Raw genomic sequence first — 14,911 nt, forward strand, 5'->3', positions numbered from 1 at the left:
CATGGCGGACCAGCGGCAGCGGGGCGCGGCGGCGCCGGCCGCCCAGCCCACACTCGTGGACGTCGCCCTGGCCGCCGGGGTCTCCCGGCAGACCGTCTCCAACGTCCTGCACGCCCCGGACCGGGTACGCGCCGAGACCCGCCGGCGCGTGGAGCAGGTCATCGCCGAACTGGGCTACCAGCCCAACCGCGCCGCCCAGGATCTGCGCGCCAGCGCCTCACGGATGATCGGCTACCGCATCAGGCCCGTCGCGCCGGGCGCGCTGACCTCCCTCCACGACCGCTTCCTGCACGCCCTGGCGGAGGCCGGCCGTGCCGCGGACCGCCACCTGCTGCTGTTCACGGCCGACGACGCCCGCGCCGAGGTCGAGGCGGCCGCCCGGTTGCGCCGCAGCGGTACCGCGGCCGGGCTCGTGCTGTACGAGGTCGCCGCGGACGACCCACGCCCCGGCGCGCTGCTCGGCCTCGGCGTGCCGTTCGTCGCCTTCGGCCGCACCGCGGCGGACACCGACCGGTACGCCTGGGTCGACGTCGACAACACCGCGGGCACCGCGGCAGCCGTGGACCACCTGGTGCTCCGCGGGCACCGCCGGATCGGGTACCTGGGCTGGCCCGCCGGGGACACCGTGGGCGACCGGCGCGCGCAGGGCTGGCGCACCGCGATCGAGCGCCACGGCCTCACCGCCGAGTCCGGGGCCCTGGACGTCCGGGGCGAGGACTCGGTGACCGCCGGCGCCGAGATGGCCTACGCCCTGCTCGCCAGGCCCGAGCCGCCCACGGCCGTCGTCACCGCCACCGACACCCTCGCGGTGGGCGTGCTGCGCGCCGCCCGGCAGTGGGGTGCCGAGGTCGGCCGGGACCTCGCGATCGTCGGCTTCGACGACACCCCCACGGCGGCGGCGCTCGACCTCAGCAGCGTCCGGCAGCCCGTCGAGCAGGCGGGGCGGCAGGTGATGGCCGCACTCCTCGCCGCCACCGCACCCGCACCCGCCCCCGGCGCGGCCCCCGGTCCCGGCCCGGCCACCGGACCCGTCCCTGGCCCGGCCCCCGCCACCGCACCCGCCCTTGGCGTGGCCCCCGGACCCGTCTCCCGTACGGCCGCCACGCGTTCGTCTCCGGGCGGGCAACTGCTCACGCCGCAGCTGGTCATCCGCGCGTCCAGCGCGAGCCCGGCACCCATCGGTCGACGCCGCGCCCGCTAGGGGTTTCTGATGGATCAGGGGGTTTCTGATGGATCTCGGTGGCAGAAGGAGCGGCTCCCCCACTGCCTCGAAGGCGTGGGAGGTGCCCCCAGTGCGTGTTCTGGGGGTGCCTCCTGCTCGAAGAGCTTGGGGGAGTGCCGGGTGTAAGTCCTCGTGCTGGGCGTACGTGGGCTTGTGCCCGGTGCGGCGAGTGGGGGATCGCCGGCCGCTTGGGCCTGGAAATCCACCATGGCGCCCTCGCCCGTCGCGACCTCGCCCCGCCCGTCGACTGCCATGGGCCAACGAGCAGTTCACGGCACGCTGCTCTTCTCGGTGGAGATGACGAGCCGCTCGGCGATCTCCCGCAGGCTCAGTTCCTGAGCGCAGATGTGGAGCGCGACGGCGAGCATGGCGTCGTCCGTGACGGCGGCCCCGCCGATCGACTGCTGCCGCCCGATCGTCTCGTCTGATCTGTCCGGCAGGGCGCTGAGGATGTTCAGCACTACGGCAGCTTGCGGGGCCAAGTCACCAGCTAAGGAGGCTGACGCGAATCTGCGCGGGCAGTTGGCCGCCCAGGGAGCAGTCCGCGACCTGACCCGGCGACGTCGAAGCTGACTCCGCGCGACGAGACGCAGGGGCAAACCCTTCGCTGGATTCGACTCCTTTGCGTGCGAAACATGGCCCCGCCCGGTATCACCGGGCGGGGCCATGTCACGGCCGGACCACATCACGGTCCGCGTTGATCGACGGTTACCGCGTTGCGGTGGCCAGTGCCGCGCGGATGGCGTCCTCGCCGGCCGGCTGGCCCTTCTCGTTCGAGTACGGCCCGTACGGTATTCCCCACACCGGCGTGCCCGTCGCCTGCCGCCAGCTGTCGGCCAGCGTTCCCGCGTCCACCACGCCATAGCCGATGGAGTCGATGAATTCGGTCACCGCCGCCTTCGCCGGTGCGAAGTCACCGGCGATCGGCAGGTAGGAGCGGTCGGCCGCCCCTACCGGGCGTGCGAGTGACAGCAGGTGCTTGAAGAAGATGTTGTCGAACGCCTTTACGAGCAGGGCGTCCGGTGCGTACCGCAGAAGCAACTCGCTTGAGGTGAGTGACTTTCTGGCGAGCTCGGGGATGTGCCCGTCACGCTCGGGGCCGTAGTTGCAGGTGTCGATGACCGTCTTCCCGGCCAGTGGCGCGGCGGGCACGTGGGGGAAGGCGCTGACCGGCACCGCGACCACGACGACGTCACCGGCCGCCGCGGCCTCTTCGCTCGTCGCCGCGGACGCCCGCGGCCCCAGTTCCTCGGCCGTGTCCACGAGCGTTCCGGGACCGCGCGAGTTGCTGAGCACCACCTGGTGCCCGGCCCCGACAGCGAGCCGCTCGATGGTCCTGCCGATGCTTCCGCTTCCGATGAATCCCACAGTCGTCATATACTCAACGTCCTTCAGAAGAGCCGAACGTGCCGGTTGCCGGGCTCGTTGGATCCGGGTTCCTGCCGTCAGCTGGCGGGGAAATAATGGCCGTTGTCCAGATCGGCGAGCAGGCCGGGCTGGGCGGGTTCCCAGCCGAGGGTCCGGCGGGTGATGAGGTTCGACGCCGGGTAGCTCTGCGTGACGATATTCGTGAGGAACCCGAAGTACCCCGGCGTCATCAAGGCATCGTTGGAAACGCTCACGGCGGGCAGGCCCAGACGGCTGGCGATGGCCTCGGCGATCTCGCGGAACGGGATGGCCCCGTCCCCAACCGCGTGCCAGTATCTGCCGGCCGGCCCCTTCTCCAGCGCCAGGCGGAACAAGGTGGCGGCATCGCGGATGTGCACGGCGTTCCACAGGTTCGCGCCGTCGCCGTGGTAGCCGACGAACCCCTTTTCCTTCGCGAGCGCGATCAGCGTGGGGAGGAAGCCGGCACGATCGGTCGTGCCGTGCGCGATGTTGGCGATCCGCACGACCGAAGACCGCACCCCTGCTTGGCGAGGTCGACTACGGCCCTTTCCACGACGTTGCGGATCCGCAGGGTGCCTTTGTGCTCCTCGCCGGCGGGGAGGGCCGGGTCCTCCTCGGTGGCCGGCCGGCCCAGGTGCTGCCCGGGTGAGCCAATGCTCCCCGCCGTGACCAGTGGCTTTCCGGTTCCCGCCAGTGCCTCGCCGTACGCGAGCATGATCGGGAGCTCCGCGGCGGCCACGGCGTCCATCCCGCCGGAGGGCAGCAGATCCTGCCTGTGGGCAACGTGGATGACGCCATCGGAGCCCGAGGCTGCCTCCTTGAGCCCGTCGAGATCCTGAAGGTCGCCGCGACGCACCTTCGCGCCGAGCGCGGACAAGGCCGCCGCGGAAGCGTCCGACCGGGCCAGGCCGGTGACCTCGTGCCCGGCGGCGATCAGCTCGGGGATGATGTACGAACCGGAATGGCCGGTCCCTCCGGCGACAAAACGCGCATCTCATTGTCCTTGTGAGGGTAGGTGCAGGGTCTTTTCGTGCCGCAAGTGAAATGGCGTAACGCGGCACGAAAGGTAGGGGTAAGGGGTTTGCTCAGCCGAGAAGGGTGATGCCGAGGGAGAAATTGGTGTGCTGCTCATGGAGTTCCTGCTTTCTGGGGCTGGATTGGACGCCATGCCCACCCCGTCGTTGTTGACGGTTGTGTCGTCGACGCCGTCGAATGACGCGATGGGGGGCGTTCAATTCCTGATGTGCTCGTTCTGGGCCTGGGCCTCCGATGTCGAATTCTTGTGCCGAATTCGCTCGGACTATTAGGTACCTATTCAGGTTGCCATTGGCCTGAGTGGGCGTCCAAGACTTCTTTCAGTCGTGGTGATGCCCTGGAGGCATCACCAAGTGGGGGCGCCATGGATCTGGACCTGCGCAAACTGCGTTATTTCGTCGCCGTGGCCGACCAGTTGCACTTCGGCCGCGCCGCCGACGAGCTGCACATCGCGCAGCCGGTGCTCAGCCGGCAGATCCGTGCGCTCGAGCAGGATCTCGGCGCCTCGCTGTTCACCAGGGATCGCCACGGCGTGGAGCTGACGGATGCGGGCCGGCAACTGCTGGCCGACGCCGGTCCGCTGCTCGCCTCGACCCACGCGGTCCGCCGCCGGGTGTCCGCGGCCGCCGGCGGCAAGCGGCGGCTGATGGTCGGTTTCCGGGCCGGCGTCGCAGTCACCCCGGCGGCCCGTGCGTTCGAGGACCGGCACCCGGACGTGGTCGTGGACGTGCAGCGGATCGAAGGGGACGACCAGGCCGCGATGCTGCTCCACGGCCGCATCGACGTCGGCTATGTGCGGCTGCCCATCGACGATGCAGGCCTGCGCGTCACCCCGCTGTACACCGAGCCGCGGGTAGCGGTACTGCCCGCCGGACACCGGTTCGCCGGCAAGGAGCAGGTCACCGAGGCCGACCTGGCCGGCGAACCACTGGTCTGGCACGGTGACCCGAGCACGCAGCCCACCAAGCGCCCGCTCCCCAATGCCGGGTACCCGGTGCGCGGGGTGGACGAGACGCTCGAGCACGTCGCGGCCGGACGGGGCATCTCCTTCCTGGCCCGTTCGGCGTCCGTGTTCTACTCGCATCCAGACGTCGTCTATGTGCCCATCCCGGATCTGGCGCCCGAACAGGTGTGCATCGCAGTGGCGGCATCGCACACGTCGCCGGTAGTGGATGACTTCGTCACTGCGGCTCGGTCGACGGCCGAGGTCACGGCGGAGTGCGGGAACTATGAGATGTGGCAGCTTGGAGGCGATGCCGTCTCAAGGCACGCCTGAGTAGTTCGGCTGACCCCCGCTCGCCTGCGCTGGAGAGTGAAGTGGCCTGACGGAGTGGTGCCGTTGCGGGTGTCCTCTGAGCCGGCCGTTCTTCGGCCGGCAGTTGCCCGAGGGGCCCCGAAGCATCTGAGGCCGACTGGAAGTACGTGCTGCGGACGCGGCTCGAGTCGGCTGATCGCCGGCGGTCCGCCGTTCGTGGTGGCGGGAGCGGTCCACGGGATCCAGAACCCGACGGCGGGTTACAGCCGGATGACGGACTTATGCGATCAGCCGTCTGTTCGAACCGGCGGCCCGTCAGCGCCCTGGGCCGGGATGACGGCCTCGAACTCCTGAAGCCTTCGGGGTCGCCGTCTCCCCGCCGCTTCTGCTGCGGCCTGCAGCAGGCGGGCGGGCAGCGTGAAAGCCGGCAGATCTGGGCGAGGTGCCCGGCGGCTGGTGTCGCGAACCAGCGGGTGCGGCCGCCCGATCGGCAGCGCGTCCAGCCCGCCCGTGGAGTGCCGAGTCAACTCGGCACTTCCTCCCGTCGCCGGTCATCGCCGGCTGTGGCGGGGATGGCGTTGTCGATGAGGACGGCGGCGATGGCGGCGGCGGTGGGGAAGGCGTCGGCGTTGAGGACCCGGGTGCGGGCCGCGGCGCCGTCGATGAGCAGCGCGAGCTGCTCGCCGAGCTGCTCGGGGTCGGCGGCGCCGGCTTCACGGGCGGCGTCGGCGAGCCGCGCGGCGACGGCCTTCTTGTAGTCGCGCGCGTACTGGGATGCGGGGTGCTCGGGGTCGTGGAGTTCGACGGCCGCGGCGATGTAGGGGCACAGGGGCGTGGTGGCGGGGACGTCGAAGGCGGCGAGGAGCCGTTCGCGGGGCGTGAGGTCGGTGCGGTCGAACACGCCGGACAGAACGGAGGGGTCGAACCTGCGCAGGTATTCGGCGACGAGTTCGTCCTTGCTGCCGAAGTGCTGGTAGGCCGTGCGCTTGGACACCTCGGCCGCCGTGCAGAGCTGGTCCATGCCGGTGCGGTTGATGCCCTGCTCGCGGAACAGCTGCTGGGACGCGCTGAGGATGCGCTCGCGGGCGCCCCGGCCGCGGCGGCGGCCCGTGGGGCCCTTCTCCAACTCCGTCATGGATCCAGAGTACCGCAGCTAGGTAACGACCGGTGTACATAGTTTGCGTCGCGGCCGCCCCGCCCCGTACGGTAAGCACACAGGGCGGTGTACATAGCACCGTCTCCCCAGGTGCACACGGCACCACCGACTCAAGGGAACGACTATGGGAAAGCTCGACGGCAAGGTCGCGGTCATCACCGGCGGCACCACCGGCATGGCGCTGGCCGGCGCGAAGCTGTTCGTCGACGAGGGAGCGCACGTCTTCATCACCGGCCGCCGCCAGGACGCCCTGGACGCGGCCGTGCAGCAGATCGGCCGCAACGTCACCGGCGTGCAGGGCGACGCCGCCGACCTGGACGACCTTGACCGCCTGTACGACACCGTCAAGCGGGAGAAGGGAAGTCTCGATGTGCTGTGGGCCAGCGCCGGCGGGGGCGAGCCCGCCCCGCTCGGCGAGATCACCGAGGCCCAGTTCGACACCTGGTTCGGGCTCAACGCCCGCGGCACCCTGTTCACCGTCCAGAAGGCCCTCCCGCTCTTCAACGACGGCGGCTCCATCCTCATGACCGGCTCCAACGCCTCCCTCGGCGCCTTCCCCGGCTGGAGCGTCTACGCCGGCAGCAAGGCCGTCCAGCAGGCCTGGGCCCGCATCTGGCTCAACGAACTCAAGGACCGCCGCATCCGCGTCAACGTCCTGACCCCCGGCCAGGTCGCCACCGCCAAGCAGGAAGAGCTCTTCGACGAGGCCACCAAGCGCCACTTCGAGTCCCTCATCCCCCGCGGCCAGATGGGCCGCCCCGACGAGATCGCCACCGCTGCCCTCTTCCTCGCCTCCGACGACTCCAGCTACGTCAACGGCATGGAACTCGTCGCCGACGGCGGCACCACCGCCATCTGAACCGAACGACCCACAACCAGGGCAGGACATCTCATGAGCAGCATCAGCATCATCGGCACCGGGAACATGGCCCGCACCCTAGGCGCGCGGGCGATAGCGGGCGGCAACACCGTCGAAATCATGGGCCGCGACCAGGCCAAGGCCGCTGACCTGGCCAAGGCTCTCGGCGGCGGCACCACGACGGGAGAATGGGGCACCGCCCCGGCCGGGGACATCGTCATCGTGGCCCTGCTGTACGACGGTGTCGTGCCGGCCGTCGCCCAGTACGGAGACGCTCTCGCGGGCAAGGTCATCGTCGACATCAGCAATCCGTTCAACTCCACGTTCGACGGGCTGGCCCACCGCGAGGAGACCTCGATCGCGCAGGAAGTCGCCAAGGCAGCCCCGGCCGGCGCCAGCGTGGTGAAGGCGTTCAACACCATCTTCCGCCATGTCCTGGAGAAGGGCCGGCCCGACGTCTTCATCGCCAGCGACAATGCGCAGGCCAAGGCACGTGTGGAGGCGTTCATCGAGAGCATCGGGCTGCGCCCGCTGGACGTCGGCGGCCTGAGAATGGCGCACTGGCTGGAAGGAGCGGGCGTGGTCACGGTGGGCCTCGCCAACCACGGGGTGGGGAACTTGGACTTCGCCCTCAGCATCACCGAGCTTCCCGTCCGCGTGAACGGTTGACGGACCGCCGAGAGGACTCGTCATGAAGCTTGGTTTCACACTTCCCATAATCGGGCCCGCCATCAGCAGCGCAGCCGGCCTGAGCGCGTTCTGTCGAGGGATCGAGGACCTTGGCTACGACACGCTGTGGGTCGGCGATCGCCTGGTCCAGCCGGTCGATATGCATAGCGTCTATCCGGGCAAAGAGCAGCCGTACCCGCCGCAGATGAAGCGTTACCTCGACCCGGTGCTGCTGTGGACCGTCGCCGCGACGGCGACCAGCCGGGTACGGCTGAATGCCAGCACGCTCAGCACCTTCTACTACGAGCCGCCGCACCTGGCCCGGATGCTGACCACGCTCGACGTGCTCAGCGACGGCCGTCTCGAGGTCGGCGTGGGACTCGGGTGGATGAAGGACGAGCACGACATCGCCCGCAGCGCGGACTGGCGCCGGCGCGGGCGGATGCTCGATGACCTGCTGGCGTTCCTGCACGAGTGGTGGACGGCCAACCCGGTGTCCTGGGACAGCGAGTTCTTCTCGCTGCCGCCGGTCCACGCCGACCTGCGCCCGGTGCAAGCGGGCGGGCCGCCCATCTGGATCGGCGGCGCCAGCGAGGCCGCGATGCGCCGGGTCGGCCGCAGCGCCACCGGCTGGCTCGGGGTCGATTTTCTGCCGGACGAGGTCGCCGACCGATTGTGGTCGCTCGCGCGCCAGGCGGCGCAGGAGGCCGGCCGCGATCCCGACGCGCTGAAGAAGGCCATACGTATCAACCTCGAACCGGGCACGACCGTTGATTCGCTGGCCGACAAGCTCAAGCGCTTCGCCGGGTCCGGTGCGGACGAGGCGTTCGTGGACGCCTTCGCACTGTTCACCGGCCTTGACCAGATGCTTGACTTCGCCAGCCAGGTGATCGCGCGCACCGGTCGGTTGTGACCACCCAAGAGCCGGACAACAAAGGACGTCCTCGCCTGCTTGCCCGCCGAGAACGCGGTGCCGAACAGCCCGCTCGGCGATGAGCCGCTCATCAGTCGCGAGTCCGTCGTGGAAGCCAAACAGACTGTCCACAGACTGGCGGACCTCACCTCCAGGGCGATGCTCATCAGCGAGATCGTGGCAGGCGAAGATCGGTCCTGACCGACCGCCCGAGTTCTTCGGTCTCAGGAGTTCGAGACCGTGACCGGGGCGTGTACCGGTGGTTCCGGATATCGGTGAGGCCTCTCCGGAGCGTTGGAGGGGCCTCACCTGGTCATGCGGTCACATCCGCAGCGACTCCGTCCGTCGGGTTCGAGGCGGCCGGGGGGGTCGGTCAGAGGTCGGTCGGCGGCAGCGGCTCCACGCGCCGGCGGCCGCTCCTCTTCTCAAGGGCCGGGCGGCTTGCGGGTGGCTGGGGCTGTCCGGGGTGGTCCCGGAGCATCTGCGGCGATCAGCCGGCTGTTCCCGACTCGGCGACGATCTGCCGTACCGGGTCGTCCTCGTCGAGAAGCTGGAAGTCGCCGGTGTCGCGGGCTCGGTGCGTCAGCCGGCGCAGGTAGGCGAGCACGCCGTCCCGGCCGACGTCGCCCGGCCTTCGGCCCTCGCCGGGCAGGGTACGAAGGAACATCGCGAACCACCGGGCCGCGTAGCCGACGGTCATCAACCTTGCCGAGGAGGCGCCGACGGCGGCGAGGCGGACTAGTGCCGCGGCAGGCGACGTTTGCCCGTCAAGGAGCGGCGTCCGGTGCGTGCTCTCGGTGTGCCGGCCGGAAGTCCTCGTACTGGATGTACTTGGGCTTTGGGCCGGTGCGGCGAGAGGGCGTGCCGGGCGTCGCGACGGGGCGAACGTTGCCTGTTGCGGCACTAGGTACTGCTGGGCGATGACGGGTCGTGGTCGGCCCGGCTGAGGGCGATGTACGCCCCGCATCGATATGACCCGCCCGGCGCAGGAGGATACGGTCATCAACCGGTGAAGCAGCCTGTCGGCCGTACAGGCTCCGCCGTGTCGCCGCCGGCCGAACCGACTCGGGCCGACGAGCTGGTGGGCCGGGCCCGGGGTCGAGGGCCTGCAACCGACCGGCGGGAGTCGGCTGCTGCAGGACGATGGGGACCTGGTTGCCGATGCCGCCTTCGCGGTCGGCGGGCCCGGCCCGCTACCGCAGGATCGTCCCGCCGCGGCGCCCCGGGCAAGCGTCAGCGAGGTCCGGCGGCGGGGCGCTGGTCTGGCTGTGGGCTCGTCCGTCTAGGGTCGGTTGACGACACGCCCCACAAGGAGATCTCAGCCATGCGCATCGTTGTCACCGGAGCCACCGGACACCTCGGCCGTCACGTCGTCGACGGGCTGCTGGACACGGTCCCGGCCGAGCAGATCGTCGCCGTCGTACGCGACCAGCAGAAGGCCGCCGCGATCGCCGCGCGGGGCGTCGGGCTGCACATCGCCGACTACAACGCCCCCGAGACCTTCGACGGCCTCTTCTCGGCCGGCGACCGGGTGCTGCTCATCTCGGGCAGCGAGGTCGACAAGGACCGCGTCGCCCAGCACACGGTCGTCATCGAGGCCGCCGAGGCCGCCGGCGCGGCGCTCCTCGCGTACACCAGCGCCCCCGGGAGCCTGACGGCCGCGCTCGCTGACGCCCACCGGGGCACCGAGGCGGTGCTTCTGCGGTCCGGCCTGCCGTATGTGCTGCTGCGGAACAACTGGTACCACGAGAACTACACGGCCCAGCTCGCCCCGGTCCTGGAGCACGGTGCCGTCGTCCAGGCCGCCGGGCAGGGCCGGGTCGCCTCCGCGTCCCGCGCCGACTACGCGGGCGCCGCGGTGGCGGTGCTGACCGGTGAGGGGCACGAGAACCGGACGTACGAGCTGGGCGGCGACACCGCCTGGAGCTTCGCCGAGTACGCCGCCGAGCTGAGCCGGCAGACCGGTGAGGAGATCGTCTACCGTCCGGTGAGCGTCGAGGAGTACACCGGCATCCTCGTCGGCGCCGGGGTGCCCGAGGGTGCCGCCGCGGTCTTCGCCGGTGTGGACGCGTCCATCGAGAAGGGCGAACTGGCCGGCACGGGAGGGGACCTCTCCCGGCTTCTCGGCCGCCCGACCACACCGATCGCCGATGCGATCAGGGCGGCCCTCCGGGCCTGAGCGAAGGGGCTGCGCCGAAGGGGCTGCGCCCCGGCCGGGATGTGGGGTTGCGTCCTTGTGCGGTTCCGCCGCGTGGGCGCGATCAGCCGCGAGGAGAGGGGCGGGTCGTCACCGTCCCGGAGGGGCTTTTCCGTCGTGTTCGGACCACCGGCCGGTGGGGTTCTCGCGCAGTTCCCCGCGCCCTGCCGGGCGGGGCTGTGCCCCGACAGGGGTGCGGGGCTGTGCCATCGTGCGGTTCGCCGCCTGGGCGCGATCAGCCACGACGAGACCGTCAGGCCGGCACCGTCCCGGAGGGGCAGGTTCTGCCGTGTCCGGGCCGACCGGTGGGCCGGTGGTTGCTCGCGCAGTCCCCGCGCCCCTGGCGGGGGCGGCGCGGGCCGTCACTTCAGGACGAGGAGCCGTCCGAGGTCCCGGACGGCTCCTCGGCGACCGTTTCCAGTCCGAGGCCCGTGGTACGCGGGCGAGGCCCGTGGTACGCGGGCCGAGCACGCCGATGTCGACGCAGAGCAGCACGATCAGTACGGCCGAGCCGGTGAAGAACGGCGGTCGGCCCCGCGGAGTCCAGGACGTGCACGGCCACGAACGGCAGCACGGCCGAGGTGAGCCGGGAGAGCGAGTAGGCGATGCCGACCGCCGAGCTGCGCATCCCGGTGCGGAAGATCTCGGTCTGATACGTGTGGAACGCGTTGGAGAAGACGTTGCTGCACACCGTCAGCAGGAACCCGGCGGCGACGATGAGCCAGGGCAGGCGCGCAGCCGCGAACACGATGCCGAAGACGCCGATCCCCGCCGCCGAGCCGGTGATCAGCAGCTTGCGCTCGATCCGGTCGGTCAGCGGCACCGCCGGCGCGGAGCCGATCGGGTAAGCCGAGGAAGCTCAGCGCCGCGTACGTCAGGGACTCGGTCACCTCGTAGCCCTTGGACACCAGCACCACCGGTGCCAGCGAGCCGAAGCCGTAGTACGCCACCGTCTGCAGCACCTGGAAGATCCACAGCATGACGGTGCGGCGCCGGTACGCGCCGCGGAACATCTCGCCCAGCGGCACGTTCCGCCGCACCGGCGGTGCCGGTTCGTCGTCCGGCACCGGGGGCAGCCCCCGTTATCTTCTTCGCGGTCCTGCAAGAGGGCCGCTGGCCTCCGGGTCCGGTATGACTGTGTCCCCCTGTCGATGGGATGACCTGGGGGGTGGTGTCACCGGGCCCGTGGGGTGCCGTGGGAGACGCTGATGAGAGGTCCGACTACCGCCTGGCCGGGCGCAACGCCCGGCATCCTGCGGGCGGCAGGTCTGCATAACGTGGATGCGCGCGTACGGCTCCATCGCCCTGGCCAGCACCGCACGAGCCCTGTTCGGGAGGACGGGTTGTACGACATCGACGACGTAGGCGTCTTCCTCGGCCTGGACGTCGGCAAGAGCGCCCATCACGGACACGGCCTGACTCCTGCCGGCAAGAAGATCTTCGACAAGCCGCTGCCCAACAGCGAGACGAAGCTGCGAGCGGTGTTCGACAAGCTCGCCGCGAAGTTCGGCACCGTCCTGGTGATCGTGGACCAGCCTGCCTCGATCGGAGCCCTCCCACTCACCGTCGCCCGCAACGCCGGCTGCAAGGTCGCCTACCTGCCAGGCCTGGCCATGCGCCGGATCGCCGACCTCTACCCGGGCGAGGCCAAGACCGACGCGAAGGACGCCGCGGTGATCGCGGATGCCGCCCGCACCATGCCGCACACCCTGCGCTCGCTTCACATGACCGACGAGATCACCGCCGAGCTGACCGTCCTGGTCGGCTTCGACCAGGACCTCGCGGCCGAGGCCACCCGCACCTCCAACCGGATACGCGGCCTGCTCACCCAGTTCCACCCAAGCTTGGAACGCGTGCTCGGGCCACGTCTGGACCACCAGGCCATCACCTGGCTGCTGGAACGCTACGGCTCCCCAGCCGCCCTGCGAAGGGCAGGTCGTCGCAGGCTCGTGGAGGTGATCCGGCCCAAAGCCCCACGCATGGCCCAGCGACTGATCGACGACGTCTTCACCGCGCTCGACGAACAGAGCGTCGTGGTCCCAGGCACCGGCACCCTCGACGTCGTGATCCCGTCCCTGGCCCGCTCCCTCGCCGCCGTTCACGACCAGCGCCGGGCCTTGGAAACCCAGATCGGGACACTGCTGGAGGACCACCCTCTTTCGAAGGTCCTGACCTCGATTCCGGGGGTCGCGGTCAGGACCGCAGCCACCTTGCTGGTCACCGTCGGCGACGGCACCAGCTTCCCCACCGCCGCCCACCTGGCCTCCTACGCCGGCCTCGCCCCGACAACGAAGTCGTCGGGAACCTCGATCCACGGCGAACACGCACCCAGAGGCGGCAACCGGCAACTCAAACGCGCGATGTTCCTCTCCGCATTCGCCGCCCTGCACGATCCCGCCTCCCGCACCTACTACGACCGCTGCCGAGCCCGCGGAAAAACCCACACACAAGCCCTTCTCCGCCTCGCTCGCCACCGCATCAGCGTCCTGTTCGCCATGCTCCGCGACGGCACCTTCTACGAACCCAGAACCCCACGCCTCGCTTGACGAAAGACATAGAGGCACCCCCACCCGTGCCCGCCGCGACCCGCTCCTCGATCCCGGCGACCACCGCCGCCGCCCCCTCGGCGCGCCTGCCCTCCTCGGTGCGCCTGCCCTCACCAGAACGCCCCGCCCACCACCCGCTGCCGCTGCCGTGCCGCCTCCGCCCGGGCACGGAGCATCACCCACGGCGGGTTGTCGAGCAGTTCGTCCCAGAAGCCTGGGGGGAACTCGCGCCCCGCCCGGGGCCGTCACCGGAACCCACTCCAGGGCGCCGAAGCCGGCCGCCGCTGCCGCCGCCTCGTACGCCCGGCGGGCCAGGACGAAGCCCCGCAGGTTCATCGGCGGGTCGAGGCCGGCCGTGGCGCGGGCCTGGACGCCGTCCGGCAGCCGCCGCTCCACGGCGATCTCCAGGCCGTACCTGGCCGGCCACGGCCGGTCGAAGGCGAAGTCCGGGTCCATGCCGTACGCCAGGAGCTCCCCGCCCGGGGCGAGATGCCGCCGCGCGCTGCGGAGGAACGCGGTCATGGCCTCCTGGTCGGCCGCGTAGTCGAGCAGGAACACCGCGGTCACGACGTCGAACGCGTCGAGCGAGGCCGGCAGCGCCGCGGCGTCGGCCGCCAGGTACTCGATGCCCGCGGGATTCCGGGCCGCCACATCCCCGGCGTACGCCAGCATGGCCTCCGAGACGTCCATCCCCAGCACCCTGGAGGCGCCCAGGGCCCTGGCGTGGCGGGCGTAGAAGCCGGTGCCGTGCCGGCCGCCGGCCGGTGCGCCTCAGCCCCAGAACGCCCCGGCCAGAGCCGTACCCGCGAACGCGGCGCCCAGCCCCGCGAGCACGCTGCCCACGGCGTTGACCGCGGCGAACAGGCGCGCGCCGCTCTCCGCCAGGCGGAGCGTCTCGTAGGAGAAGGTCGAGTAGGTGGTGAACGCGCCGCACAGCCCCGTGCCGAGGAGCAGCTGCACCTGGGAGGAGGCCGCCCCCGCGGTGACCGCGCCGGTGACCAGGCCCAGCACCAGGCAGCCGACGACGTTGACGGTGAACGTGCCCCAGGGGAACACGGAGTCGTGCCGGGCCTGGACGGCGCGGTCGGTGAGATACCGCAGCGGGACGCCGACCACCGCTCCCGCGATCACCAGCAGCCAGTTCACGAGACACCCCGCTCTCCGAGACGCCGCCACCGCAGCACGCGCCGGGTCGCGACGGCCGCGGCCCACACCGCCGCCAGCGCCGCGACCGGCGTCAGGGCCAGGTAGAGGAGGCCCGTACCAGGACGGCCGCCGTCGATCAGGCGGTCGATGTCCACGGCGTACGTGGAGAACGTGGTGAAGCCGCCGAGGACGCCGGTGCCGAGGAACGGCCGGACCAGCGGGTGCGCCGCCCCGGCCTCCGAGACCAGCACCATCAGGACGCCGATCAGCGCGCACCCGGTGACGTTCACGAGGAGGGTCGTCCACGGGAAGGTGCCGGCCGCCGTGGGCCAGAGCAGGGCCGCTCCGTAACGGGCCGTGGCGCCGAGCGCGCCGCCGAGCGCGACCACCGCCACCACCGCCCCATGGCCCCGGCGCAGCTCGCGCCGCTGCGCGGGGACATGCAGATCGACGTCGGGGTCGACGGGTTCGCCCCTCAGGGGCCGGGCCTTGGCCATGCGCGTCTCCTACTCGCCGGCACCGGA

General features: G+C 71.1%; 15 protein-coding genes and 2 pseudogenes. 8 read left to right on the forward strand and 9 right to left on the reverse strand.

Annotated features, from left to right (window positions below; genetic code table 11):
* Nucleotide 1: 1 nt before the first annotated feature.
* Nucleotides 2–1,201, forward strand: a complete 1,200-nt coding sequence (locus ACSMXW_RS32090) for a LacI family DNA-binding transcriptional regulator (RefSeq protein ID WP_485801504.1) — start codon at nucleotides 2–4, stop codon at nucleotides 1,199–1,201.
* 290 nt (nucleotides 1,202–1,491) lie between these two features.
* On the opposite strand, the gene ACSMXW_RS32095 is transcribed toward ACSMXW_RS32090, so the two are convergent.
* The 3 genes and pseudogenes from ACSMXW_RS32095 to ACSMXW_RS32105 form a co-directional block, all read right to left on the reverse strand.
* On the reverse strand, nucleotides 1,492–1,683 hold the full coding sequence (locus ACSMXW_RS32095; protein ID WP_485801505.1) for a hypothetical protein: 192 nt from the start codon (nucleotides 1,681–1,683) through the stop codon (nucleotides 1,492–1,494).
* Nucleotides 1,684–1,930: 247 nt separating this feature from the next.
* Nucleotides 1,931–2,617, reverse strand: a complete 687-nt coding sequence (locus ACSMXW_RS32100) for an NADPH-dependent F420 reductase (protein WP_485808446.1) — start codon at nucleotides 2,615–2,617, stop codon at nucleotides 1,931–1,933.
* A gap of 50 nt (nucleotides 2,618–2,667) precedes the next feature.
* A pseudogene (locus tag ACSMXW_RS32105) lies at nucleotides 2,668–3,560 on the reverse strand (SDR family oxidoreductase).
* Nucleotides 3,561–4,010: 450 nt separating this feature from the next.
* Here ACSMXW_RS32105 and ACSMXW_RS32110 point away from each other — a divergent pair.
* Nucleotides 4,011–4,922 (forward strand): LysR family transcriptional regulator, encoded by a 912-nt coding sequence (locus ACSMXW_RS32110; protein ID WP_485801506.1) that lies wholly within the window; start codon nucleotides 4,011–4,013, stop codon nucleotides 4,920–4,922.
* Nucleotides 4,923–5,424: 502 nt separating this feature from the next.
* Here the strand turns inward: ACSMXW_RS32110 and ACSMXW_RS32115 are convergent.
* Nucleotides 5,425–6,036, reverse strand: coding sequence for a TetR/AcrR family transcriptional regulator (locus tag ACSMXW_RS32115; protein WP_485801507.1), 612 nt, complete (start codon nucleotides 6,034–6,036; stop codon nucleotides 5,425–5,427).
* Nucleotides 6,037–6,181: 145 nt separating this feature from the next.
* Here ACSMXW_RS32115 and ACSMXW_RS32120 point away from each other — a divergent pair, with 145 nt between their 5' ends.
* Genes ACSMXW_RS32120 through ACSMXW_RS32135 form a run of 4 tightly spaced genes read left to right on the forward strand, consistent with a single transcriptional unit; the run spans nucleotide 6,182 to nucleotide 8,699 of the window.
* A complete protein-coding gene (locus tag ACSMXW_RS32120; RefSeq protein WP_485801509.1) occupies nucleotides 6,182–6,916 on the forward strand; it encodes an SDR family NAD(P)-dependent oxidoreductase in 735 nt (244 codons plus the stop codon).
* Between the two features lie 33 nt (nucleotides 6,917–6,949).
* Nucleotides 6,950–7,585 (forward strand): NADPH-dependent F420 reductase, encoded by a 636-nt coding sequence (locus tag ACSMXW_RS32125; RefSeq protein WP_485801511.1) that lies wholly within the window; start codon nucleotides 6,950–6,952, stop codon nucleotides 7,583–7,585.
* A 22-nt stretch (nucleotides 7,586–7,607) separates the two neighbouring features.
* A complete protein-coding gene (locus tag ACSMXW_RS32130) occupies nucleotides 7,608–8,498 on the forward strand; it encodes a TIGR03619 family F420-dependent LLM class oxidoreductase (RefSeq protein ID WP_485801512.1) in 891 nt (296 codons plus the stop codon).
* A 39-nt stretch (nucleotides 8,499–8,537) separates the two neighbouring features.
* Nucleotides 8,538–8,699: a hypothetical protein gene (locus tag ACSMXW_RS32135; protein ID WP_485801514.1), complete on the forward strand. Its 162-nt coding sequence runs from the start codon at nucleotides 8,538–8,540 to the stop codon at nucleotides 8,697–8,699.
* Nucleotides 8,700–8,988: 289 nt separating this feature from the next.
* On the opposite strand, the gene ACSMXW_RS32140 is transcribed toward ACSMXW_RS32135, so the two are convergent.
* Nucleotides 8,989–9,198, reverse strand: coding sequence for a hypothetical protein (locus ACSMXW_RS32140; protein WP_485801516.1), 210 nt, complete (start codon nucleotides 9,196–9,198; stop codon nucleotides 8,989–8,991).
* Nucleotides 9,199–9,822: 624 nt separating this feature from the next.
* Here ACSMXW_RS32140 and ACSMXW_RS32145 point away from each other — a divergent pair.
* On the forward strand, nucleotides 9,823–10,677 hold the full coding sequence (locus tag ACSMXW_RS32145) for an SDR family oxidoreductase (protein ID WP_485801518.1): 855 nt from the start codon (nucleotides 9,823–9,825) through the stop codon (nucleotides 10,675–10,677).
* Between the two features lie 385 nt (nucleotides 10,678–11,062).
* Here the strand turns inward: ACSMXW_RS32145 and ACSMXW_RS32150 are convergent, their stop codons facing one another.
* Complete coding sequence (locus ACSMXW_RS32150; RefSeq protein WP_485801520.1) at nucleotides 11,063–11,518, reverse strand: hypothetical protein; 456 nt, start codon at nucleotides 11,516–11,518, stop codon at nucleotides 11,063–11,065.
* Between the two features lie 520 nt (nucleotides 11,519–12,038).
* On the opposite strand from ACSMXW_RS32150, the gene ACSMXW_RS32155 reads away from it, so the two are divergent.
* Complete coding sequence (locus ACSMXW_RS32155; RefSeq protein WP_485798791.1) at nucleotides 12,039–13,241, forward strand: IS110 family RNA-guided transposase; 1,203 nt, start codon at nucleotides 12,039–12,041, stop codon at nucleotides 13,239–13,241.
* Between the two features lie 474 nt (nucleotides 13,242–13,715).
* Here ACSMXW_RS32155 and ACSMXW_RS32160 read toward each other — a convergent pair.
* From ACSMXW_RS32160 to crcB (ACSMXW_RS32170), 3 genes and pseudogenes are all read right to left on the reverse strand, one after another.
* Nucleotides 13,716–13,976, reverse strand: a pseudogene (locus ACSMXW_RS32160) (class I SAM-dependent methyltransferase); the annotation flags it as partial.
* Nucleotides 13,977–14,012: 36 nt separating this feature from the next.
* Nucleotides 14,013–14,387 carry a fluoride efflux transporter CrcB gene (gene crcB / locus ACSMXW_RS32165; protein WP_485801522.1) on the reverse strand — a complete coding sequence of 125 codons (375 nt, stop codon included), beginning with the start codon at nucleotides 14,385–14,387 and terminating at the stop codon, nucleotides 14,013–14,015.
* Complete coding sequence (crcB, locus tag ACSMXW_RS32170; RefSeq protein ID WP_485801524.1) at nucleotides 14,384–14,884, reverse strand: fluoride efflux transporter CrcB; 501 nt, start codon at nucleotides 14,882–14,884, stop codon at nucleotides 14,384–14,386. Before crcB (ACSMXW_RS32170) ends, crcB (ACSMXW_RS32165) begins: the two co-directional genes overlap by 4 nt.
* Nucleotides 14,885–14,911 lie beyond the last annotated feature (27 nt).

The sequence above is a fragment of the Streptomyces sp. DSM 116793 genome (assembly GCF_057320905.1).

What these genes read in the sequence shown, in the direction of transcription:
- ACSMXW_RS32090 (WP_485801504.1), top strand. Translation starts at nt 2, where the DNA reads ATGGCGGACCAGCGGCAGCGGGGCGCGGCGGCGCCGGCCGCCCAGCCC.
- ACSMXW_RS32110 (WP_485801506.1), top strand. Translation starts at nt 4,011, where the DNA reads ATGGATCTGGACCTGCGCAAACTGCGTTATTTCGTCGCCGTGGCCGAC.
- ACSMXW_RS32115 (WP_485801507.1), bottom strand. Translation starts at nt 6,036, where the DNA reads ATGACGGAGTTGGAGAAGGGCCCCACGGGCCGCCGCCGCGGCCGGGGC.
- ACSMXW_RS32120 (WP_485801509.1), top strand. Translation starts at nt 6,182, where the DNA reads ATGGGAAAGCTCGACGGCAAGGTCGCGGTCATCACCGGCGGCACCACC.
- ACSMXW_RS32125 (WP_485801511.1), top strand. Translation starts at nt 6,950, where the DNA reads ATGAGCAGCATCAGCATCATCGGCACCGGGAACATGGCCCGCACCCTA.
- ACSMXW_RS32130 (WP_485801512.1), top strand. Translation starts at nt 7,608, where the DNA reads ATGAAGCTTGGTTTCACACTTCCCATAATCGGGCCCGCCATCAGCAGC.
- ACSMXW_RS32140 (WP_485801516.1), bottom strand. Translation starts at nt 9,198, where the DNA reads ATGACCGTCGGCTACGCGGCCCGGTGGTTCGCGATGTTCCTTCGTACC.
- ACSMXW_RS32145 (WP_485801518.1), top strand. Translation starts at nt 9,823, where the DNA reads ATGCGCATCGTTGTCACCGGAGCCACCGGACACCTCGGCCGTCACGTC.
- crcB (WP_485801524.1), bottom strand. Translation starts at nt 14,884, where the DNA reads ATGGCCAAGGCCCGGCCCCTGAGGGGCGAACCCGTCGACCCCGACGTC.